This window comes from Candidatus Spongiisocius sp., assembly GCF_965221825.1.
In the GTDB taxonomy this organism is placed as follows: Bacteria; Actinomycetota; Acidimicrobiia; order Spongiisociales; family Spongiisociaceae; genus Spongiisocius.
Genome location: NZ_OZ244917.1, coordinates 1,134,014 through 1,154,358, shown reverse-complemented (window position 1 = coordinate 1,154,358; position 20,345 = coordinate 1,134,014). Strand labels below are relative to the sequence as shown.

General features: G+C 67.5%; 20 protein-coding genes and 1 tRNA gene. 12 read left to right on the top strand and 9 right to left on the bottom strand.

Annotation, left to right across the window (positions count from 1 at the left end; all coding sequences use genetic code 11):
• Positions 1-88 precede the first annotated feature (88 nt).
• The 3 genes from ACOQPD_RS05370 to ACOQPD_RS05360 form a co-directional block, all read right to left on the bottom strand.
• A complete protein-coding gene (locus ACOQPD_RS05370; RefSeq protein WP_420613879.1) occupies positions 89-256 on the bottom strand; it encodes a hypothetical protein in 168 nt (55 codons plus the stop codon).
• Between the two features lie 142 nt (positions 257-398).
• Positions 399-1,619 (bottom strand): IS110 family transposase, encoded by a 1,221-nt coding sequence (locus tag ACOQPD_RS05365; protein ID WP_420611630.1) that lies wholly within the window; start codon positions 1,617-1,619, stop codon positions 399-401.
• A gap of 242 nt (positions 1,620-1,861) precedes the next feature.
• Positions 1,862-2,281 (bottom strand): hypothetical protein, encoded by a 420-nt coding sequence (locus ACOQPD_RS05360; protein WP_420613878.1) that lies wholly within the window; start codon positions 2,279-2,281, stop codon positions 1,862-1,864.
• A gap of 209 nt (positions 2,282-2,490) precedes the next feature.
• Here ACOQPD_RS05360 and ACOQPD_RS05355 point away from each other — a divergent pair, with 209 nt between their 5' ends.
• On the top strand, positions 2,491-3,294 hold the full coding sequence (locus ACOQPD_RS05355; protein ID WP_420613877.1) for a VOC family protein: 804 nt from the start codon (positions 2,491-2,493) through the stop codon (positions 3,292-3,294).
• Positions 3,295-3,307: 13 nt separating this feature from the next.
• Here the strand turns inward: ACOQPD_RS05355 and acnA are convergent, their stop codons facing one another.
• On the bottom strand, positions 3,308-5,995 hold the full coding sequence (gene acnA, locus ACOQPD_RS05350; RefSeq protein ID WP_420613876.1) for an aconitate hydratase AcnA: 2,688 nt from the start codon (positions 5,993-5,995) through the stop codon (positions 3,308-3,310).
• A gap of 488 nt (positions 5,996-6,483) precedes the next feature.
• Between acnA and ACOQPD_RS05345 the strand changes: the two genes are divergently transcribed.
• Positions 6,484-7,575 (top strand): Mrp/NBP35 family ATP-binding protein, encoded by a 1,092-nt coding sequence (locus ACOQPD_RS05345; RefSeq protein WP_420613875.1) that lies wholly within the window; start codon positions 6,484-6,486, stop codon positions 7,573-7,575.
• 15 nt (positions 7,576-7,590) lie between these two features.
• Here ACOQPD_RS05345 and ACOQPD_RS05340 read toward each other — a convergent pair whose 3' ends face one another.
• The 4 genes from ACOQPD_RS05340 to ACOQPD_RS05325 all read right to left on the bottom strand — a co-directional run bounded on the left by ACOQPD_RS05340 (position 7,591) and on the right by ACOQPD_RS05325 (position 10,574).
• Positions 7,591-8,355 (bottom strand): undecaprenyl-diphosphate phosphatase, encoded by a 765-nt coding sequence (locus tag ACOQPD_RS05340; RefSeq protein WP_420613874.1) that lies wholly within the window; start codon positions 8,353-8,355, stop codon positions 7,591-7,593.
• A 323-nt stretch (positions 8,356-8,678) separates the two neighbouring features.
• Positions 8,679-9,236, bottom strand: coding sequence for a hypothetical protein (locus ACOQPD_RS05335; protein ID WP_420613873.1), 558 nt, complete (start codon positions 9,234-9,236; stop codon positions 8,679-8,681).
• Between the two features lie 111 nt (positions 9,237-9,347).
• Positions 9,348-9,932, bottom strand: a complete 585-nt coding sequence (mobA, locus tag ACOQPD_RS05330; protein WP_420613872.1) for a molybdenum cofactor guanylyltransferase — start codon at positions 9,930-9,932, stop codon at positions 9,348-9,350.
• Between the two features lie 342 nt (positions 9,933-10,274).
• Complete coding sequence (locus ACOQPD_RS05325; RefSeq protein WP_420613871.1) at positions 10,275-10,574, bottom strand: FmdB family zinc ribbon protein; 300 nt, start codon at positions 10,572-10,574, stop codon at positions 10,275-10,277.
• A gap of 91 nt (positions 10,575-10,665) precedes the next feature.
• Between ACOQPD_RS05325 and plsY the strand changes: the two genes are divergently transcribed.
• The 7 genes from plsY (at position 10,666) to ACOQPD_RS05290 (ending at position 15,157) form a co-directional block, all read left to right on the top strand.
• A complete protein-coding gene (gene plsY, locus ACOQPD_RS05320; protein ID WP_420613870.1) occupies positions 10,666-11,247 on the top strand; it encodes a glycerol-3-phosphate 1-O-acyltransferase PlsY in 582 nt (193 codons plus the stop codon).
• Positions 11,248-11,269: 22 nt separating this feature from the next.
• A complete protein-coding gene (locus ACOQPD_RS05315) occupies positions 11,270-12,088 on the top strand; it encodes a UTP--glucose-1-phosphate uridylyltransferase (protein WP_420613869.1) in 819 nt (272 codons plus the stop codon).
• Positions 12,089-12,092: 4 nt separating this feature from the next.
• The gene (glp, locus tag ACOQPD_RS05310; RefSeq protein WP_420613868.1) at positions 12,093-13,325 is read left to right on the top strand and encodes a gephyrin-like molybdotransferase Glp; all 1,233 of its coding nucleotides are present in this window, start codon (positions 12,093-12,095) and stop codon (positions 13,323-13,325) included.
• A complete protein-coding gene (gene moaC / locus ACOQPD_RS05305; RefSeq protein WP_420613867.1) occupies positions 13,318-13,806 on the top strand; it encodes a cyclic pyranopterin monophosphate synthase MoaC in 489 nt (162 codons plus the stop codon). Before glp ends, moaC begins: the two co-directional genes overlap by 8 nt.
• Positions 13,807-13,918: 112 nt before the next feature.
• Positions 13,919-14,386, top strand: coding sequence for a hypothetical protein (locus ACOQPD_RS05300; RefSeq protein ID WP_420613866.1), 468 nt, complete (start codon positions 13,919-13,921; stop codon positions 14,384-14,386).
• 44 nt (positions 14,387-14,430) lie between these two features.
• A complete protein-coding gene (locus tag ACOQPD_RS05295; RefSeq protein ID WP_420613865.1) occupies positions 14,431-15,021 on the top strand; it encodes a haloacid dehalogenase in 591 nt (196 codons plus the stop codon).
• 59 nt (positions 15,022-15,080) lie between these two features.
• Positions 15,081-15,157, top strand: a tRNA-Ala gene (locus ACOQPD_RS05290).
• 56 nt (positions 15,158-15,213) lie between these two features.
• Here ACOQPD_RS05290 and ACOQPD_RS05285 read toward each other — a convergent pair.
• Positions 15,214-16,218: a C-terminal binding protein gene (locus tag ACOQPD_RS05285; RefSeq protein ID WP_420613864.1), complete on the bottom strand. Its 1,005-nt coding sequence runs from the start codon at positions 16,216-16,218 to the stop codon at positions 15,214-15,216.
• Positions 16,219-16,355: 137 nt separating this feature from the next.
• On the opposite strand from ACOQPD_RS05285, the gene ACOQPD_RS05280 reads away from it, so the two are divergent.
• From ACOQPD_RS05280 to ACOQPD_RS05270, 3 genes are read left to right on the top strand one after another with little or no spacing between them, the layout of a single operon-like run.
• Positions 16,356-17,297, top strand: a complete 942-nt coding sequence (locus ACOQPD_RS05280) for a phosphotriesterase family protein (protein WP_420613863.1) — start codon at positions 16,356-16,358, stop codon at positions 17,295-17,297.
• A 25-nt stretch (positions 17,298-17,322) separates the two neighbouring features.
• Positions 17,323-18,777, top strand: a complete 1,455-nt coding sequence (locus tag ACOQPD_RS05275) for an amidohydrolase family protein (protein WP_420613862.1) — start codon at positions 17,323-17,325, stop codon at positions 18,775-18,777.
• 5 nt (positions 18,778-18,782) lie between these two features.
• Complete coding sequence (locus ACOQPD_RS05270; protein WP_420613861.1) at positions 18,783-20,339, top strand: phytoene desaturase family protein; 1,557 nt, start codon at positions 18,783-18,785, stop codon at positions 20,337-20,339.
• The last annotated feature ends 6 nt before the right edge of the window (positions 20,340-20,345 follow it).

Genomic DNA, 20,345 nt, shown 5'->3' with positions numbered 1-20,345 from the left:
TAGTGGCCCGTCGCGGTGGTCGGTCGAGTTCGTCCTGGCAGAGGGTGGTGAGCGCCAGCGCCCGCCGTTGCCCCGCATCCGGGCGCTACTACCCGGCCGGAATCACCCTTTCGCCCCGACGGTCGAGACCTTGGCGGCAGATCTCGGCTTCCATGGCGCCCAACCGTCCGCTGAGCTTCACATGGGTCCCGTCGAGCGACGGCTGGAACGCCACGTACTGGCTGTCCGACACGTCTCTTTCGTCCGAGCGGGTCATCCGCCGGTACGACCTGGCGGAGCCGCCTCACCTCGTCCAGGCCCAAATCCCGGCTTCGGGCGATGTCTGCGGCAGACGCCCCCGCTTCCCGGAGCCGGGTCTCCTCCAGGACACGGGTGTAGACACCCCAGGCGTGCAAATGTCAAGCTGCGGCTTGGTCGAGGGCGGTTCGGTGGGCCCAGGCGGTGTGTTCGTCGTAGGGGGTTTGGTGTTTGAGGCATCCGTGGAGGATACCTACGAGTCGGTTGGCTAGGGCTCGTAGTGCTTGGTGGTGGAGGTCGCCGGCTGCTCGTCGTTGGTTGTAGAAGGCTCGGGCGCCTGGGCTTCTGGTTAGGGAGCAGAATGCCCATTGGTCGAGGGCGTCGTAGAGGCGCCGGTTACGGATGTGGCGAGCGAGGACGGCGTGTTTGCGTCCTGACGCGATGGTGATGGGCGACGTGCCGGCGTAGTTCCTGCGAGACTTGGCGCTGGTGTAACGGTCGGGGTCGTCCCCGAACTCACCGAGCGTCCGGGCGCCGAGCACTTTACCGAGTCCTGGCTGGGAGAGGTAGATAGCGGCGTCCGGGTGCTGTTCAAAACAGGTTTCCAGGGTTGCTTCGAGCTCGGCGATCTGGCGGTTGGTTTCCGCAAGGATTGCCAATAGGGCGCCCACGGTTGTCGCGTAGGCGTCCTCGACCGGTCCGGGTGCGCTGAGATGGGTGGTTCGGAGACCTTTCTGTATTTTGCGGGCAGCCGCGTCGAGGTTGCGTTTCCGGCCCCCGGCTTTAAGAGCGGCCCGGATCTGGGTGACGGTCAGGCGGGCGCCCTGGGTGGGTGTGGGTGCCCGACCCAAGACGGCCAGAGCATCGCGATTTGCCAGGTCCCCGAAGGTTTCGAGGGCTGCGGGGTAGTATTCGCGCAGGGCGCTGCGGATCTGGTTGGTGTGACGCACCCGAGCCCAGATCAGGTTCTGATGTGTCCTAGCCAGGACTTTGATCCCTTCGGCTTCGGGGCTGTCACCGGCAACCGGGCGGTGGTTGTGCCGGTCGGTGCGTAATAGGTCGGCTAACACCTTGGCATCACCACGGTCGGATTTGGCTCCACCCTGGCTGTGACGGTCCCGGTAACGCGACACTGCCATCGGGTTGATCGCATACACCTCATAACCCGCCCCGACCAGAGCACCGACCCACAGACCACGATCAGTCTCGATACCTACCACCACCTCAGCCGGCTCCGATACGTGCTCGGCGATCATCTCATGCAACTGAGCCACACCCCCCAGGCCTTCTGGCAGCCGCCGAGAGGCCAGTCGAGTTCCGGACTCGTCCATGAGACACACATCGTGATGCGCCTCAGCCCAGTCATCTCCCACAAAGATCATCCTTCGCCTCCTTCTGCGCGGACCTGCTCTTTCTGAGCTATGGAGAACGCCTGGCGGCGACCTAATGGATCAGTGCTCTTCATGGCACGCCACCCCATGAGCGCTACAAGCAGCCCTCACTAACCGGCCGGGGCACGATCTACACCTAGGAATCAGCCTTCCAGGAGCTTGGAGTACTCACCGGCCAGCCAGCTCAACCACCACACCCTCCCAGACAAACCAGAAGAAGCGGTGGACCCCCATTAGGAGACGGCGCCCAGGCGGATCCGCTCGATCGTCTCGCCGTCCAACCGCTGCGCCAGATAGATGAGCTCGCGGGCGGTGAAGCGGCGCACGTCCATGCGGGACACCACGAGATCGACCGGGTTGCAATACCCGAACCGGGCCGGGCCGTGGTGACGCAGCATGACCTTGAGCCACGCCAGCTGACCTCCTCGCGCCCGGCTGATCTGCGCCTCGCCCCGGACCAGCGCGGCCTCGGCCTTGGCGCACTCCACCTCGGGATGGGCGTAACCATCGCTGCGGACCATGTGGTCGGCCCGGTCATACGCCCGTTGCCGCTCCTTCTGGTAGTCCGACATGAACGCGTCATGTGGCGGCCCACCGCGTGTACTGGGCTTCACCGTGTCGTGATCTGCGAAGCTGAGCATGTATCCGTACATCTGTTCGTATACTATAACACAGCTGTGACATAAACAGACTATAAAGACAATAATCAGCTATGTTTTCTGGATGAATCGTGGGTGTTGGTTGTTCTGTCGACGACGTAGGGGCAGGGCCCGGCCGTCCGGTCCGGTTCGCCGCTACCAAAGGGTTAGTGATGGGACCCTCCTAGACTCCGTGCGCTGCCCAACCAGAGGACGGAGAGGACATGCCGCGCAGGGACGGATACACCCAAGGAGAGCCGTGCTGGGCCGATCTGAGCGCCGAGGACACCGAGGGTGCCAAGGCCTTCTACGGAGGACTGTTCGGCTGGACGTGGGAGGACCGGGCGATGCCGGGCTCGGACATGACCTATTCGATGGCCCGGAAGGACGGTTGCAACGTTGCCGGACTAGGGCCCATCACGCCGGAGCTGCTGGCGATGGGGATGCGGTCGGTCTGGAACACCTACTTGGCGGTCGATTCGGCCGACGATGCCTACACGAGGGCGATCGAGGCCGGCGGTAAGGGCTTGGCGGAGCCATTCGACGTCATGACTACGGGTCGGATGGCCTACATCATGGACAACCAGGGGGCCTGCGTCGGCTTCTGGCAGGCAGGGGACCATACGGGCGCCCAGCTGATCAAGGAGCCGGGGACGATGAGCTGGAACGAGCTCTACGTGCCGGATGTCGGCGCGGCCGCCGGGTTTCTCGGGTCAGTCCTGGGCCTTACGGCCGAAACCACCGACATGGGCCCGATGTCATACACGCTGCTCAAGGCCGGCGACGCGATCGTGGCCGGTGTCATGGAGCCTCCGGAGAACGTCCCCCCGTCATGGAGCGTTTACTTCGGCGCTGCCGATATCAACGAGACCGCTGCCAGGGTGACCGAACTGGGTGGGCAGGTGATCAACGGCCCTTTCCCCACCCCGCTGGGGCAGATGATCGTGGCCGCCGATACCGCCGGAGGGGTGTTCCTCGTCCACGACTACTCCACCCAGGGTGGGGCATCGCCGGGATCGGCCGGGTAGGGCCTACCCGGGATCAGTCCGTAGCGGCCATCTCCTTCAGAACGGTGTGAAGGATCCCGCCGTTGCGGTAGTAGTCGACCTCGACCGGGGTGTCGATCCGGGCCAGCGCCGGGAAGGATGTCTCCGAGCCGTCCGGCCGGCGGACCGTCACCGTCAACCGCTGCCTCGGCCTCACGGAGTCGTCGACATCGATGCCGTACGTCTCGGATCCGTCCAGGCCCAGCGAACCGGCACTGTCGCCCGGCATGAACTCGAGGGGCAGGATCCCCATCCCCACCAGGTTGGACCGGTGGATCCGCTCGTAGCTCTCGGCTATCACCGCCTTCACTCCTAACAGGAACGGACCCTTGGCGGCCCAGTCCCGGCTCGATCCCATGCCGTAGTCGATCCCGGCGATCACGATGGTGGGAGTTCCGGCGGCCCGGTAGCTCAGTGACGCCTCGAAGATGCTCTTCACCTGCCCGTCGGTGAAGTCGGTGGTCCATCCACCCTCGGTTCCCGGCGCCAGGTGGTTGCGTACGCGGAGGTTGGCGAACGTGCCCCTGGCCATGATCCGGTCGTTCCCTCGGCGGGACCCGTAGCTGTTGAACATCAGGGTCGGAACGCCCGCCTCATGCAGGTATTTCCCCGCCGGGGTGTCGGCCGGGATCGAACCGGCCGGGGAGATGTGGTCGGTGGTGACCGAGTCCCCCAGCATCACCAGCACGCGGGCATCGCGGATGGGCGTGATGGCGTCGGCCTCCATCGTCAAACCGTCGAAGAACGGCGGCGCCTGGATGTAGGTGCTCTCGGGATCCCACCGGAACAGGTTGGAGGGCTCGGTGGTGATCTCCTGCCACTCGGAGGACCCGTCGAACGCGGTTGAGTACTGGCGGGTGAACTGATCGGACGAGATGGACCCGGAGGCGATGTCGGCGATCTCGGCGGGTGAGGGCCAGATGTCGCGCAGGTAGATGTCGTCGCCGGCCGGATCCTTCCCGAGCGGTTCGGAGGTCAGGTCGATGTCGACCGTCCCGGCCAGGGCGTATGCCACCACCAGCGGCGGTGAGGCCAGGTAGTTGGCCCGGATATGAGGGCTGATCCGTCCCTCGAAGTTGCGGTTGCCGGACAGGACCGACGCCACCACCAGGTCGTGGCTGTCTATCGCGCCGGCGATGGGTTCGGGGAGGGGGCCGGAGTTGCCGATGCAGGTGGTGCATCCGTAGCCGACGTTGTAGAAGCCGAGCGCCTCCAGATCTTCGGTGAGGCCGGCCCGGTCGAGGTAGTCAGTCACCACCCTGGAGCCGGGCGCCAGGGAGGTCTTGACCCAGGGTCGGCGGGTCAGGCCCAGCCGCCGGGCCTTGCGGGCCAGCAGACCGGCCCCGATCATCACCTCAGGGTTGGACGTGTTGGTGCAGCTGGTGATGGCGGCGATGACCACCGATCCGTCCATCAGGTCGAAGGTCGCCCCGTCGCTCTCCACTCCTCCTGCGCCCTCGGGGTGACCGTGACCGGCGAAGGTGGTCTTCCTATCAGCCGCCCACTGGTCCTTCATGGAGGCGAGAGCGATGCGGTCCTGGGGCCGGCGCGGCCCGGCCAGGGCGGGCTCGATGGCGCCCATGTCGAGTTCGATCACGGACGAGTAGACGATGTCGTGGCTGTCGTCCCGCCACAATCCCTGGAGGCGGGCATACTGCTCGACGGTCTCGATCAGCTCGGGGGAGCGTCCGGTCAACTCCAGATAGGAGATGGTCTGCTGATCGACCGGGAAGAAGCCGCACGTGGCGCCGTACTCCGGCGCCATGTTGGCGATGGTGGCCCGGTTGGCCAGCGGCATGGCGTCGAGGCCGGGGCCGTGGAACTCGACGAACCGGCCGACTACCCCGTGTTCACGAAGGATCTCGGTGACCCGCAGCACCAGATCGGTGGCTGTGGCCCCTTCGGGCAGGCGTCCGGTGAGCCGTACCCCGACCACCTCCGGAACCAGCATGAAGATCGGCTGGCCCACCATCGCCGCCTCCGCCTCGATGCCGCCCACTCCCCACCCGAGGACGCCGAGGCCGTTGATCATCGTGGTATGCGAGTCGGTCCCGACCAGCGAGTCGGGATACAGGATGGCGCCGTCGTCCCAGATCACCTGGGCCAGGTATTCGAGGTTGACCTGGTGGACGATGCCGGTGGCGGGCGGCACCACGCGGAAGTTGTCAAAGGCCGACTGGCCCCATTTGAGGAACTCGTAGCGTTCCCGGTTGCGCTCGAACTCGCGCTGGGAGTTGATCTGTAGGGCCATGCTGGAATTGAATGTGTCCACCTGGATGGAGTGGTCGATCACCAGGTCGCACGGGACCCTGGGGTTGACCTTGCGGGCGGCCGAGGGATTGCCGGTCATGCGGACGATGGCATCCCTCATGGCGGCCAGGTCGACGATGGCGGGCACTCCGGTGAAGTCCTGGAGCACCACGCGGCCGGGGGAGAACGGGATCTCGGATTCGGGAACCTTGGCACCGTTGTAGGAGGCGAGGGTCACCACGTCTTCCTCGGTGACAGCCCGCCCGTCGCAGTTGCGCAGAGCCGATTCGAGCAGGACTTTGATGGAGTAGGGCAGCGAGCCGATATCGCCGTGGTCCCGGACTGCGTCCAGGCGGTGGACCGTCCGGTCGCCGAGCGGTGTCCGGATCGTGGTGGTGGCCTCGAAGGGGTTGGAGAAGGGGGTGTTGGTCATGGGCACGGTCCCGGTTCTCTCGCTGGTGGTTCTGGCGGCGTCGGGCGTTCACGGCAACGCCCGCGACAGGTCCGAATCATAATTGTCCGGGACCCTCCGACCGAGCGGTTAGGCCCCCGAGCAGTGATGAGCAGGCCGGGCGGCACATCGCGGTTGGTGTAGCGCCGAAAAATGTCACAGGGTGGTCGCATACTCATGACTGCGACCACGCACCTCGTACCGGCGGGCCGGGACGTCAGCCCGGCGGGACGGGGGGTCAGGTTCTCGGGGAAAGTCCCAGATGGGACATGGGCGAACCGCGTCTCCCGAACCCAAGGCGGCGGTGGCGGGGGTGGGACCAGGCGGGGCGCAGGCTTGCCGCGATTTTCGCGACCTCCAACAACTGCTCATCGGGATACCGTCGGAGCCGGATCCGGCCCGCCTGGGGCCTGGTTTCGGGCTCCAGCCGGACCACTATCGTACGGAGCCGATTACGGGCGGACTCACCGATGACCGATTCCAAGACCGAGGCACTCTCCACGACCCTCGCCAGCACCATCGATCCCATCCTGCAACGGTCACTTGCAGAGCTGGGGTACATCACTTCGACGCGGGTGAAGCGCCTGGGGGCGGCGGTCATAGACGTCCTCATTCCGGTGCCCGGCCCTCCGGGACATGCGCTGATCGAGACAGTCACCTCCGCCGCCCGCTCCGTGCCCGGGGTGCGTTCGGTCCAGATACAGCACGAGTTGATGACCGACGAGCAGCGGGCCGCTCTCATGGAGCGGGTGCGGGGAGAGAAGCGAGCTGTCGGCGGCCCCGGCTCCTCGACCTACGTGATCGCGGTGTCGTCCGGAAAGGGCGGGGTGGGCAAGTCCTCGGTGACCACCAACCTGGCGGTGAGCCTGGCCGGCCTCGGCCACACGGTGGGGGTGATCGACGCCGACGTCTGGGGTTACTCGATCCCGAAGATGCTCGGCGCCGAGGGGGCGCCGGCGGTGATCGCCGAGTCGATAATCCCGCTCCGCGCCCACGGAGTGTCGGTCATCTCGATCGACTACTTCGTGCCGGACGGCCAGGCGGTGGTGTGGCGCGGGCCTATGCTCCACAAGGCCCTGGAGCAGTTCCTGACCGACGTGTTCTGGGATGAACCCGAGTTCCTGCTCATCGACATGCCCCCGGGTACGGGCGACATCGCATTGTCGATATCCCAGTTCGTGCCTAGGGCGCGAGTGCTTCTGGTGACTACGCCCCAGCCCACGGCCAGCCGGGTGGCGTCCCGGGCGGCTCGAATGGCCGATCGGGTCGACCAGAAGGTGATCGGGGTGGTCGAGAACATGAGCTGGTTCGTGGGGGACGACGGCAAGCACTACGAGATCTTCGGATCGGGCGGAGGGGCCGACCTGGCCGAGGAGGCGGGTGTCGACCTCCTGGCTCAGATCCCGATCCTGGAGGAGATGCGATCCGGCGCCGACCGGGGCGACCCGGTGAAGGTGGCCGCGCCCGGAAGCGAGGCTATGCACGCCTTCGATGACCTGGCCCACCATCTCGTCGCAACCCGACCCCGCATCAGGATGCACCCGGAACTCCGGATCGGCTGACCGCACGCCGGTCTGCTAGAGCCAGATCAGGGTAACGAGCCCGATTCCCACGCAATAGACGGCGAACGGCGCCAGGCTCCGGCGGGCGAGGCGATCGATCAGGAACTTGATAGCCCAGTACCCGCACACGCCGGCCACCAGCGTCCCGACCATCAATTCGATCGACAGGGCCGAGGCCGAACCCAGGTCGATGAACTCACGCAGGCCGGCGCCGAGGATTGCCGGGATGGCGATGATGAAGCCGAACCGTCCGGATTCCTCCGGCGACAAGCCCCGCATCATGCCGGCGGTGATGACCATCCCCGACCTGGAGATTCCGGGCAGGAGGGCCAGCGCCTGGCTGAGTCCGATAACCACCGCGTTCCCGGTGGTGAGATCCTCGGCCCTCCCAGACCTGCGGCCGGCGAGCCGGGGAAGGAACAGCACCAAGCCGGTGGCTATCAATGCCACCCCCACGCCGATAGTGGACTCCTGGAATTCTTCGACGGCCGATGCGAACAGCAACCCGACGATCCCGGCCGGGACTGTCGCCACCACGACCATGGCCGCCATCCGCCGGGCGGCCGGATCGCTCCCGAGTCCGCCCACCATCCAGGCCACGTCCCGGCGGTAATACGCGACCACGGCGGCAAGCGTGCCCAGATGGAGGACCGCAGACGCGGAGAGATCGGGCGGCTCGAGTCCGAAGAGATCGGGAATGATCCGCAGGTGCCCGCTCGAAGAGACCGGCAGGAACTCGGTGATGCCCTGGACGACTCCCCAGACCACGGCTTCCAGCATGCCTCAGGAGGGTACCCGGAAGGCTCGGCGCCCCCGGCTCTCCGAAAAAGAGGATCGGGTCATGCCGTTCGCGGTTCTTGTCACACCCCCTCCTTACGATGCCGGACAACTGCAAGTACCAGCGGTCCCGATCCGACGTCGACCGGGCCGTGCGAGGGAACATATCGTCGAGGCAGCCCCCATCCGGGGGGAGGGCGGAACGCGCTCGACACCAAGGTGGTGGCGGTTGGGGGAGGGCCCGGCGGGCGGAGCCCGCCTGCGCGATTTCCGCGGTATGGCGTCCTGCCCGGCATTCCCGCTGCCTGATTCGTTGCCTGCGCCTCCTAGAGGTCGCTGGTCGTCCGGTCGCGGCGGGCCTCGATCAGCACCGAGACACGGTCCTCGGCGATGGCTACGGCCGCGGTGGCCGCCCGGTCGGGCGGGAAGGCCACCGAACCGAGCAGACCGTCGCTCTGGTACTCACCGGGCCGGACGCTGGTCACCAGGCCGCTGATCGGCGGCAGGACCCGCTCGCCCGACGCGGGGAGGATCACGAGCTGGACGCTCATCCCGGCGGTGGTCTCGGCCGGCACCGCCACATCGAGAAGCCACCAGCCGGGTGGAACCAGGATCGGAGCATGGGTGGTGTCGCCGGGCAGGAGGGGGTGGCCGGCGGTGAGGTCACGGTCGGCGAAACCGGTGCCCAGGACCGGTTCGAGCACTCCGCCGGCCACGTCCCGCCACTCGAGAGCGCCTTCCACCGATTCCCCGCGGGCCACGTCATGGGTGACGTAGGGATGTCTGACGCTGGAGGTAGGGCGGATCTCCACCCAGAGGCTGACGACGACCAGCAGGCCGACCAGCGACCAGCGCAGGTACGGGGGACGGGTTAACCAGAGCATGTCCCGACCGTATCGCCGTTCCGGACTGATTTGAAGGGGCCTGTGGCGGTCCGGCAGCGTGGAACAGAGGATGCGCGGCCGCAGGTGCGGGCCTACGGTTGCCCTGCCTCTCTAGCCCAGCAGGTTGATGCGGAAGCGCCGCTCGGCGGCCACGATGGCGTCCGGGGAATCCATGGAGAACCACGAGCGGCCGTCCTCGCCCCAGGACGACCAGACCTCGCGCTCCAGCCGGGTCCAGGGGACCGACCGGAGCATCTGCTGGATGGATCCTCCGGAGCGGAGAACCCGGTCGGCCTCGTCAAGGCAGTCCGGGGAGTAGGCGGCGCAGGTCACCTGGGGTCGCTCGTCGATACAGACGGCCGTCTGGTTGGCGGCAGCCCGCTCCGCCAGGCAGTCCAGCGTTCCGGATCGCACCAGCGGTTGGTCGACCGCCACCGCCACCACGGGTTGTCTGAAGACGGCGAGCGCGGTCTGGAGCCCGTTCAAGGGTCCGGCCGGGCCGGGTTGCAGGTCGGGAATCGCCTCCAGTCCCGCCGCGCCGCGGCGGCGTCCCACCATCACGACTCGGTCGAATCCGGCCATCGCGTCGGCCACCCATCCGGCCATCGGGCGGCCACCCACCTCGACTAGGGCCTTGTCGCTTCCCATGCGGCGGGACTCCCCGCCCGCCAGGATGACCCCGACCACCCCTCTCATTTCACATCACGGCTCTGTCCGGGCAGCGCCGGGCCGGGCATGGTGTGCTGTATCGGGCGAGAACGCGAAAATTGCCACACCAGACCGCACCCCTGCGGGCCCTCCCCCTCCGCCACCACCTTGGTCCGAGCGCGTCCCGCTCTGCCCCGGGATGGGCGCCTCGGACGATTTGATCCCTTCGAGCGGTCCGGTCGACGTCGGCGCCGCTGTAATTGCGATATCCAGGAAGCTATAGCGGGGGTGTGACACTTTCAACCCCCTTGTTGGAGGACAACGGCGCGGGCGGAGGTCAAGGTCGATCTGTACCCCCTCTGGTCCGGCGCGACGAGGAGGCCGGTAGCACTAGCCGTCGGTCTTGGAGCCTGCCTTGGCGGGTTCCTTCTTGGATGCTCCGCCGTTGGAGGAACTGTCCGGCTTCCTGTCGCCGGACTCCTTCTTCTTGCCCGAGGTGGATGGCTGCGAACTGCGAGAGTCGGTGACGTAGAAGCCCGATCCCTTGAAGACCACTCCGGCGGGAAACAGCACCTTGCGCAGGGCGATCTCCCGGCACTCCGGGCAGGTGTCGAGCGCGTCCGCAGAGAAGCTCTGGAAGATCTCGAACCGGTGACCGCATTGCTTGCATTCATAGACATACGTGGGCATTCGCAGCACTCCGGTCGGGACTGGGGAGTAGGCCCGCGACATCGGGCCGTACCGGCGGGAGCATACCAGCACCCTCCTAGACTCACCTGAGATGCTGATCGGTGCCATCGCCCTCTTCCTCGGAGCCTACCTGTTGGGTGGTGTCAACATGGCGCTGGCCGTGTCCCGCGCCAGGGGAGTGGACATCCGGCAGGTGGGGAGTGGTAATCCGGGCGCATCCAACGTGCTGCGTGCGGTCGGCAAGGGGCCGGCGGTGCTCGTCTACCTGGTCGATCTGGCAAAGGGCTTCGTGCCCGCCCTGGTGGGGTTGCTCGTCTGGTCGCCTTACGTCGGGGCCGCGGCCGGCCTGGCGGCGGTGCTCGGCCACTGCTACCCGGTCTACCACCGGTTCCGGGGCGGTAAGGGAGTGGCGACGGCCGGCGGAGCGGTGCTGGCCGTGGCGCCCCCGGTCATGGTGGCCATGGTGATCGTGTACGGGGTGGCGCTGGTGCTGTCCCGCATCTCGGCGGTGGGCTCGCTTGCGGCGGCGGTGGTCTCCATCCCGGCCCTGCTGCTCACGGGCCAGACACGCGGGACCGTGGCGTGGTTCGCATTGATGATGGTGCTGATCGTCTTCCGGCATCGCTCCAACCTGAGCCGGCTCCGCTCCGGCACCGAGAACCGGCTCGCGTAATGCGCCACACGGTGACGCCGCGATGAAGGTGGACGTGGCGCTGGTCCCGGCCGCCGGCCGCGGCACGCGGATGCGGCCCGCCACCAACGCCATCCCCAAGGCCCTCCTGACGGTCGTGGACCGGCCCAGCATCCAGTGGGTGGTGGAGGAGGCGGCCCGGGCCGGGGTCACGGAGGTGGTGGTGGTGGTCGATCCCGACCGGGGAGCGATCATCGAGCGGCACTTCGAGGAGTCACGATTCCTGCCCGGCCTTTCCGGTGTCAAGGTAAGGGCTGTCGTCCAGGAGGAGGCGAAGGGGCTGGGCCATGCCGTGCTGGCCGGCCGGGAGGCCATCGGCCTGCGGCCCTTCTTCGTGATGCTGGCCGACGACCTGATCCATCCCCGGCAGGACCTGCTCAGCCCGCTGGCCCGAGCCGCCGGCCCGAAGAAATCCGTGGTCTACGTCCGGAGGCTGCCCGACCAGATGCTGGGCGCGAAAGGAGTGGTCGCTCCCAGCTCCGCCCTGTCCGGTTCGGTGATGGAGATCGGGGGGGCGGTCGAGAAACCGGGTGTGGCCCGGGCGCCCTCCGACTACGCCATCCATGGCCGCTACCTGTTCATGCCCGAGGTGTTCGATCACCTGGCGGGCGTCGCCCCGGGCTACGGCGGCGAGATACAGCTCACCGACGCCGTCGACTCCCTCGCCCGGGCAGGCCGATGCCGGGCCTACGTGGCCGATGTGGAGCTGCTTGATGTCGGGAACCCGCTCGGATACCTGCGGGCGAACACCGTGCTCGGCCTCGCCGACCCCGCCTATGGCGAGCCTTACCGCTCCGTTATCCCCGATCTTCTGGTGGAATGACCCCATGCGCTCGCTAGAGAAGGCCCAACGAGACGTGCTGGCCGGTGTTTCCTCCCTTCCGGTGGTCGAGCTTCCCGTGTGGGATGCTCTGGGGCTGGGCCTGGCGAGCCCGGTGGTGGCGCCCCACGACGTTCCACCCTTCACCAATTCGGCCATGGACGGGTACGCGGTGCTGGGCGCCGATGTCGAGGAGGCGCCGGTGACCCTGGGGCTGCTCGAGGACGTTCCGGCCGGCCATGTGGCGCAGCAGGCCGTCCGCTCCGGCGCGGCGATCAAGATCATGACCGGCGCGCCCATCCCCGACGGCGCCGATACCGTGGTCAAGGTCGAGGACACGGAGCCCCTGCCGGACGGGGTCCGGATCATGGCGGCCACGCCGACCGGCACGGCGGTGCGTCCCGCCGGGGGAGACCTGGCGGCCGGGGAGCCGGTGTTCGCCGCCGGCGAGCGGCTCACACCCCCGCACCTGGCCGTGCTCGCGTCGTTGGGGGTGAGTCCGAGAGTCCATCGCCGGCCCAGGGTGGCGATGCTGTCCACCGGGGACGAGGTCCTGCCGCCGGAGACCGCCAACCTGGGTCCAGGCCAGATCCGGGACACCAACCGCCCGCTCCTGGCAGCCATGCTGGACGAGTTGGGGGTCGAGATCGTCGACCTGGGCATCGTGGGGGATGACGCCGACACGCTGCGCAACACCCTGGAGCAAGGCGCCGCCAAGGCCGACATGGTGCTCACCTCGGGCGGCGTGTCGATGGGCGAGTACGACCTCGTGAAGATCATCCTCCGGGAGCTCGGAACCATCGACTTCTGGAAGGTGGCGATGCAGCCCGCCAAGCCCTTCGCCTTCGGCCACATCGAGGGGACGCCGCTGCTGGGCCTGCCCGGCAACCCCGTATCGGTGATGGTGGCGTTCGAGCAGTTCGCCCGCCCCGCCCTCTTGCGCATGATGGGCTGCCGGTCGGTGTTCCGCGCCCGGGCCGTGGCCCGGTCGGCCGAGACCTGGCGCACCGATCCGGCCAAGACGGTCTTCACCAGGGTGGTCACCGAGATCGAGGACGGGGTGACGCTGGTGCGGAGCAGCGGTGCGCAGTCGTCCAACGTTCTCTCCGCGCTCGCCCGGGCCGATGCCTTCGCGGTCATCCCCGTGGGCACCGGCTGGGTCCGGGCCGGCGATCCGGTTCCCATCGAGCTGTTCCGGTCGCCGGAGGCCCGTACCGCTTCGGAGGTTCTCGGTGGGTGAGGGAGGGCTGACCCATACCGACGCCCGGGGCCGGGCGAAAATGGTGGATGTCGGGGATAAGCCGGTTACGGAACGTCGGGCCACGGCGGAGGCGACGGTGTCAATGTCCGACGCCACGCTCGACCTGATCTTCGAGGGAGCCCTGCCCAAGGGAGACGCCATCGGCACGGCCCGCCTGGCCGGGATCATGGGCGCCAAGAGGACCTCGGATCTCATCCCGCTGTGCCATCCGATCTCGCTGTCCGAGGTCGCGGTCGAGATAGAGAGGATCTCCTCTACGGCCCGGATCCGGACCACGGTGCGCAACGCCGACCGGACCGGGGTGGAGATGGAGGCCATGACCGCGGCGGCCGTGGCGGCGCTGACCCTGTACGACATGATCAAGGGGGTGGAGAGGGGTGCCCGGATCGAGGGTGTGCGCCTACTGCACAAGGTGGGCGGGCGCTCGGGAGAATGGTCGGCCCCGGGGCTCGGCGGGTAGCTCACCGGCGCCGCATCGCCCGTGCCGGATACCAGATCGCGAAATCCTTGGCATTGGTAATACGCGGATATAGGCTCTCCCTCGGTAGCGGATCGCGGGAGGCGCCTCGACGATGCCTTGGGCACTCTTTCTAGCGGTTGCGGCTGTATGGGCGATGTTCCTCATACCGAGATGGTGGGCTGATCGCGCCGCTCATAGCCCCACCCGCCCCGACTTCAGGTCCCTCGAGCCGTCTAACTCGGAAGCCGGATTCGGTGGGACGATAGGGCGGGTCCTGGCCCGGTCCGGCGATGCAGGCAACGCCGTTTCCCATCGAGAGGCGGTGCTGGCCCGCCGGCGCCGCGCAGTGCTGGTTCTCCTATGCGCCGCCGTGGCCAGCCTCGCCGGCTGGTTCGTGCTCAACAGCCTGTGGATGATCCTGATACACATCGTCATGGATGCGGTGTTCGTCTGGTACGTCACGATGCTGCGCCGGCTGCGGGCATTCCGCGAGGATGTGAATGCTCTATTCGACGCCGACCACGACTACGTTCCTCCCACCCGCGACCACTCGGTGATAAGGGTCGTGCAATCCCGCTAAGCAAACCGAGCCTGTCCTCTATCGAGAACGCGGCGCGAGCCGAGTTGGATCCGAAGTTCGCGGCGCGGGAAGTGGCCATCGTTAATGGGCGGAGGGTCATCCGGTTCTCCGCCAAGGCGATCCGGGCCGGCCATCGGGGACAGTTGGAAGAAGCCGGAGCGATTCTGGCCAAGGCCGGGGAGTTGCTGGCCGAATCGACCGCAGCCATCGCGGACCATCCCGACATCAAGATCGGGATCCTCAACGATGCGGCCAAGGAGTATGCCGAGGCCCGTCTGTTCCTGGCCATGGCCCGCGGAGAAGAGCTCCCCTCGGCCGCTGAGCTCGGAACGCGCATGGCGCCCTATCTCAACGGCTTGGGTGAAGCGGTGGGGGAGTTGAGGCGGAGGCTCCTCGATCAGCTGCGGCGGGAGGACTTCACCGGGGCGGAGCGGCTGCTTGAGCTCATGGATGAGGTGGTGGACCTGCTGGCATCGCTCGACTATCCGGACGGAATGACCGGCGGACTGCGCCGTACCACCGATGTCGCCCGCAGCCTCACCGAACGGAGCCGGGCCGACCTGACCTCGGCCCTGATCGCAGACCGCCTCCGCCAGGACATCGCCGCTTTCCGCACCCGGCGAGGACCCGGCTGAACCGACCTCCCGTTTGCGTTCTCCGCGCCGCACAGGTGGGTAGAATGGACGCTCCTCCAGGGGCTGTAGCTCAGTTCGGCAGAGCACCTCGTTCGCAACGAGGGGGTCAGGGGTTCAAATCCCCTCAGCTCCACCACACTGTTTCACACGATCCAAAGACCCCCTGACCAGGTGCTGCCCGGCTCCGGCACGTCACGAATCGAGCCATGAGAAGCGTCGCCCAGCCGGCGTGTTGATCGTGTAGTCGGGAAGCTCGCCTCGCAGGGCCTGGATCGCTGCGCCGGCCATCTTCCTGCTCAGTTCGCGTTTCGACTGCTCCGAATACCACGCGGCATGTGGTGTCACGACCAGGTTGTCGAGCTCCAGGAGCGGGCTGCGCGTGTCGAACGGCTCCACCGCCATTACGTCGAGTGCCGCCCCGGCGAGGTGCCCGGAGCGGAGGGCCTCGTAGAGCGCTCCCTCCTCGATCAAGGCGCCACGCGACACGTTGACGAGCCGGGCGCCCGGTTTCATCAGCCGGATCGAGTCGGCGTTGATCACGTGTTCCGTCTCCGGGGTCTGATGGGTGTGCAGCGACACGAAGTCCGAGGAGCCGAGAAGCTGGGCCAGGCTCTCCGCCGGCATCACCGAGGTGTCTCGCATCTCGGAGTGGTCTACGTACGGGTCGAACGCCATGACCGCGAGCCCGATACCACGCGCCTTCTCCGCGAGCCGGCGCGCGATGCGGCCGAATCCGTAGAGACCGAGCCGGCATCCTCTAATGCGTGCCAGCCTGCCCCCGCCCCGATGGTCCCACTCGCCGCGGCGGCTGCTCGCGTCCAAAGGGATGAGGCCCCTGGCGAGGGCCAGAAGCAGCGCGAGGGCGTGATCCGACACTTCCTCGACGCAGTAGTCAGGCACGTTGGCGACCGCAATGCCGCGCTCGGAGGCGAGCTCCAGGTCTACGTGCTCGTGGCCGACGCCACCGAGGATCAAGGCACGGCATTTCGAGGCGGCGTCCAGGATCACCCCGGTGATCGGGCTGGTGTGGACGAGTCCGGCGTCGGCGTCGCGCAAGGCTGCGGCCGCTTCCTCCTCGCTCGCGCAGATGGATGTCACGAGGGCGGCGCCCGCCGCATCGAGCAGGTCGCGCTCGACGGACCAGTCGCGAGCAGGCGTTCCGGGACCTTCGACGCCCACGACGAGCCTGCCCGTCACGGCGGGCCTTCCGTGACGTCCTCCTGCCCGAGAACGCGACCGGGCGAGCCCGGATCGGCGGCGTGCGGAACCGGTTGACTCGCCGACCTGGGCCCGTTTACTGTCGCGGTGTCAGCCAGCGACCCAGGAGAGGGATCATGTCGGAGCCGGGAAGCGTGATGACCGTTCTGGGACCTGTACCGGCGGACGAACTCGGCTACGTGCTTCCCCATGAGCATCCCTATTGCCAGCTGCGCCAGGCGGCGCACCGCTACGACTTCCCCGACCAGTTCGACGACGACCGCGTCGTCACCGCCGAGGTCGCGGCGTTCGGAGAACTGGGAGGAACCACTCTCGTCGACCTGACTGTACCGGACATCGGCAGGTCGCCGGAGCGCCTGCGCAAGCTCTCCGAGAACACGGGCGTCCAGATCGTGATGGGCTGCGGGTGGTACCGGGGCAACTACTACCGGGCCGAGGATGTTATCGAGAAACGTACGGCCGGATCGCTCGCCGACCAGCTCGTCGCGGAGATTACCGAGGGAGTCGACGGGACCGGCATCAAGCCCGGTGTGATCGGCGAGATCGGTGTGGAGAAGACCTGGGTCGCTCCGGCGGAGGAGAGGGTGCTGCGGGCGGCGGCGCGGGCCCACAAGGAAACCGGACTGGCCCTGGGCGCCATCCACGCCATCGGCCCCGTCGCGCCCGACATCCTGACGATCTTCGAGGAAGAGGATGTCGACATGTCGCGGGTCGCGGTCGGCCACTGCGATTCCTATCCCCACATGGACTTCCTCGAGGGTCTCATCGCTCGAGGGGCCCTCGTCATGTTCGACAACTGTGGTCAATACAGTGACCTGGCGGCCTTCGAGGAGCACATCATGAACACCGTGAAGGAGCTGGTCGACAAGGGCCTTGAGGACTATGTCCTCCTCTCCCACGACACCTGCAAGTTCCCTCAATTCAAGATCCACGGCGGTCCCGGCTTCGTGTATCTCTCTGAGACGTTCCTCCCTGCGCTGCGCGACCTGGGTATTTCCGAAGAGACGATCAAGAAGATCACCCACGACAACCCTCGCCGCTGGCTAGTCGGGTCGTAGGCGGCAGGGGGAGGCTGCCTGTGACATGACGGCTTCCGGCGAGGAGCGTGCGGCGACGGGTGTGGACACCGTGCTGCGGCACGGTCACATCATCACCATGGATCCCGATCGGCGTATCCTGCTGGACGGTTCGATCGCGATCGGCAACGGCCGGATCGTCGACATCGGACCGGACGGCGAGGTCACGGTGCCGGACGGCACAGCGGAACGCGATCTGCGGGGCGCCCTCGTCCACCCCGGATTCATCGACGGCCACGTTCACGTCAACAGCCAGGAGTTGATCCGCGGCTTCGCGCCCAAGGACACCGCCGACTGGAGCGATCTGGAGCTGGCCCTCTGGGATGCCCGCTCGCCGGAGATGGACCACTTCGGCACGCTCATCTCGTCCATGGAGATGGTCGCCAACGGCACGACGATGTTCGCCGACACAGGAAGCGCCTTCTGGCTGGAAGACGAGGTGCGCGCCCTCGAGATGGTCGGTATCCGGGGCTTCCCCGGCCACTTCCTCATCGACGGCAACCTCGAGATCGATGCCGACGAGCTCGAGGACCCGCGATTCGGATCGATGCCGCAGTCGGAGATCGACATCCTCGGGGTGACCACCGGGGAGGCGCTCGAACGGCTGCGACGCCAGATCGAGGACCACCCTTTCCACAGCGACCGGCGGGTGAAAGGCGTAGTCAACCTGTTCGGCAGCGGACGGAACACGGACGAACTTCTGGTCCGCGCCAGGGAGCTGGCAGACGAGCACCGGGTGCCCATGATCATGCATCAGTCCTGGGGACCCGAGGAGGTCAGCGCCTCGCTCGACGAGCACGGAAAGCGGCCCCTCGAACACCTCGCCGATCTAGGAATCCTCGGGCCGGGGCTCACGCTGGCGCACATGATCCACCTCGACGAGCGTGAGCTGGAGCTGACGATCGAGTCGGGCACCCACGTCGTGCACTGCCCCACGGCCTCGGTGCGCCGGGGCATGGGCGCCCTGCGGATGGGCAGATTCCCGGAGATGGTGCGGGCCGGTCTGACGGTCGCCCTCGGGTCCGACGGAGTGAGCGCACGGCGCGACGTCGGGCGGCAGATGTACCTCGCCGCGGTCGGATTCCGCGAGGTCCGCAACGAGATGCCGGTGTTCACGGGGGAGACGATCCTTGAGATGGCGACCCTGCACGGGGCGGCGGCGCTGGGCATGGCGGACGAGATCGGGTCGTTGGAGGTCGGCAAGCGCGCCGACATCGTGATCCACTCGCTGGACCGGCCCGAATCGCACCCACGGTTCCAGGATCCCGTCGACAGCCTGGTGTTCTACCGCCAATCCCGCACGGTCGACACGGTCATCATCGACGGGGAAGCCGTCTACGAAGGGGGTCGCTTCACCCGCTTCGACGCGGCGGAGGCGTATCGCCGGATCGATGCAGCCGCTTCCCGCTTCGAGAGTGAGGTGGGTCCCGGGAGCTTCACCACCTGGCCGATCGTGGGCTGACGCCCGTGAGGGGCTCGACGAGGACCGGCGCCGATGTCGTCATCGTGGGCGCCGGGCACAACGGGTTGGTGGCGGCGTTCTACCTGGCGCGTGCCGGACTCCGAGTGCGGGTTCTCGAGGCGCGGAGCCTCGTGGGCGGCGCTCTCGCCACCGAAGAACTCATCGACGGGTTCCGCTTCTCCACGTGCGCGTTCCGGCTGTGGGGCCTGCAACGACCGGTGATCCGGGACATGGGGCTCGCGGGACGTGTCACCGTTCGCAAGCCGGAGCCGACCGTGCTGCGGCTCTATCCCGACGGCCGCGCCCTGAAGCAGTGGAGTGACCTGCGCCGCACCGCCGCCGAGCTCGAGGCCTTCTCGCCGGGGTCGTCGGCTTGTCTGGCGGACTGGTCGGCATTGTGGGAGCGGGCGGGTGCGCTCTACGAGCCGTTCGTGTTGCGCGAGCCTCCGTCCGAGTCGGAGTTGCGTGCCCGGTCTGTCCTGTTGGGCGATCCCGACCTGTACGACACCCTTCGGACGGCGGACATGGCATCGCTCGTGAGGGATCACTTTGCCGATGAGGCCGTCCAGGGCGCCTACATCGCGGCGCCTGCCGATCCGCGCCAGCCCGGATCGCCGCTCGAAGCTGCTTGGGCCTCGGTACCGCTGGACCCGGACTGGGCCGGGCTTCCGGTCGGCGGCATGGGCGCTCTCGCCTCGGTGATGGCTGAGGCGGCAGTCGGGGCAGGGGCGGAGATTACGACCGATGCCCCGGTGAAGCGCATCCTGGTGGACGGTCGGGGAGCGGCCGGGGTCGAGTTAGCGGACGGGCGCAGGCTCGATGCCGGCATCGTCGTGTCCAACCTGAGCCCGCGGGCGACCTACACGCGGCTGGTCGACCCCGGTGCATTGCCGCCGTCGTTTCTCGGCAGGGTGGAGGGGTTCTCGAGCACGATCGGCTACCTCAAGCTGCACGCGGGGCTTCGGGAACCGATGGACCTCTCACGCTACCTGGGTCCCGACCATGATCCGGTCGCCGGGTCGTACATGAGGATCACCCGGTCGATCGACCACTACATCTCGGCCTGGGAGGACTGCGCCGCCGGCCGCCCGGCGAGGGACCCCGTCATCCAGCTGGGAACGCACACCGCGCTCGACCCGGCCGGCGCGCCACCGGGCGGCCACGCGGTCTCGGCTCTCGTCCTGTACGCGCCGCCGGTTCCCAGGAATGGCAAGTGGAGCGATCTCCGCACCCCCGTCGCGGAGGACCTGATCGATCGGATCACCGAGTACGTGCCCAACTTCCGCAGCGCCCTCGTCGACTACGTCCTCTTCACGCCGGCCGACCTGGAGCACAGGCTGGGCATGGTGGTCGGTGACATCCATCACGGTGACCACCTCCCCGGCCAGTTCTTCACCGGACGACCCTTCCCGGGTTCGGGTGGATGGCGGAGCCCCGTCGCCGGGCTGTACCTGTGCGGCGCCGGCACGCATCCCGGCGGCGAGGTGACCGGGGCGCCCGGCTACAACTGCGCGGCGGCGATCATGGCCGATCGCAACGGCAGGGATCGCAGCGATTATTGAGCGTCG

Coding starts and splice junctions, on each gene's coding strand:
- ACOQPD_RS05370 (WP_420613879.1), bottom strand. CDS start 256: ATGACCCGCTCGGACGAAAGAGACGTGTCGGACAGCCAGTACGTGGCG.
- ACOQPD_RS05365 (WP_420611630.1), bottom strand. CDS start 1,619: ATGATCTTTGTGGGAGATGACTGGGCTGAGGCGCATCACGATGTGTGT.
- ACOQPD_RS05360 (WP_420613878.1), bottom strand. CDS start 2,281: ATGTACGGATACATGCTCAGCTTCGCAGATCACGACACGGTGAAGCCC.
- ACOQPD_RS05355 (WP_420613877.1), top strand. CDS start 2,491: ATGCCGCGCAGGGACGGATACACCCAAGGAGAGCCGTGCTGGGCCGAT.
- acnA (WP_420613876.1), bottom strand. CDS start 5,995: ATGACCAACACCCCCTTCTCCAACCCCTTCGAGGCCACCACCACGATC.
- ACOQPD_RS05345 (WP_420613875.1), top strand. CDS start 6,484: ATGACCGATTCCAAGACCGAGGCACTCTCCACGACCCTCGCCAGCACC.
- ACOQPD_RS05340 (WP_420613874.1), bottom strand. CDS start 8,355: ATGCTGGAAGCCGTGGTCTGGGGAGTCGTCCAGGGCATCACCGAGTTC.
- ACOQPD_RS05335 (WP_420613873.1), bottom strand. CDS start 9,236: ATGCTCTGGTTAACCCGTCCCCCGTACCTGCGCTGGTCGCTGGTCGGC.
- mobA (WP_420613872.1), bottom strand. CDS start 9,932: ATGAGAGGGGTGGTCGGGGTCATCCTGGCGGGCGGGGAGTCCCGCCGC.
- ACOQPD_RS05325 (WP_420613871.1), bottom strand. CDS start 10,574: ATGCCCACGTATGTCTATGAATGCAAGCAATGCGGTCACCGGTTCGAG.
- plsY (WP_420613870.1), top strand. CDS start 10,666: ATGCTGATCGGTGCCATCGCCCTCTTCCTCGGAGCCTACCTGTTGGGT.
- ACOQPD_RS05315 (WP_420613869.1), top strand. CDS start 11,270: ATGAAGGTGGACGTGGCGCTGGTCCCGGCCGCCGGCCGCGGCACGCGG.
- glp (WP_420613868.1), top strand. CDS start 12,093: ATGCGCTCGCTAGAGAAGGCCCAACGAGACGTGCTGGCCGGTGTTTCC.
- ACOQPD_RS05300 (WP_420613866.1), top strand. CDS start 13,919: ATGCCTTGGGCACTCTTTCTAGCGGTTGCGGCTGTATGGGCGATGTTC.
- ACOQPD_RS05280 (WP_420613863.1), top strand. CDS start 16,356: ATGTCGGAGCCGGGAAGCGTGATGACCGTTCTGGGACCTGTACCGGCG.
- ACOQPD_RS05275 (WP_420613862.1), top strand. CDS start 17,323: ATGACGGCTTCCGGCGAGGAGCGTGCGGCGACGGGTGTGGACACCGTG.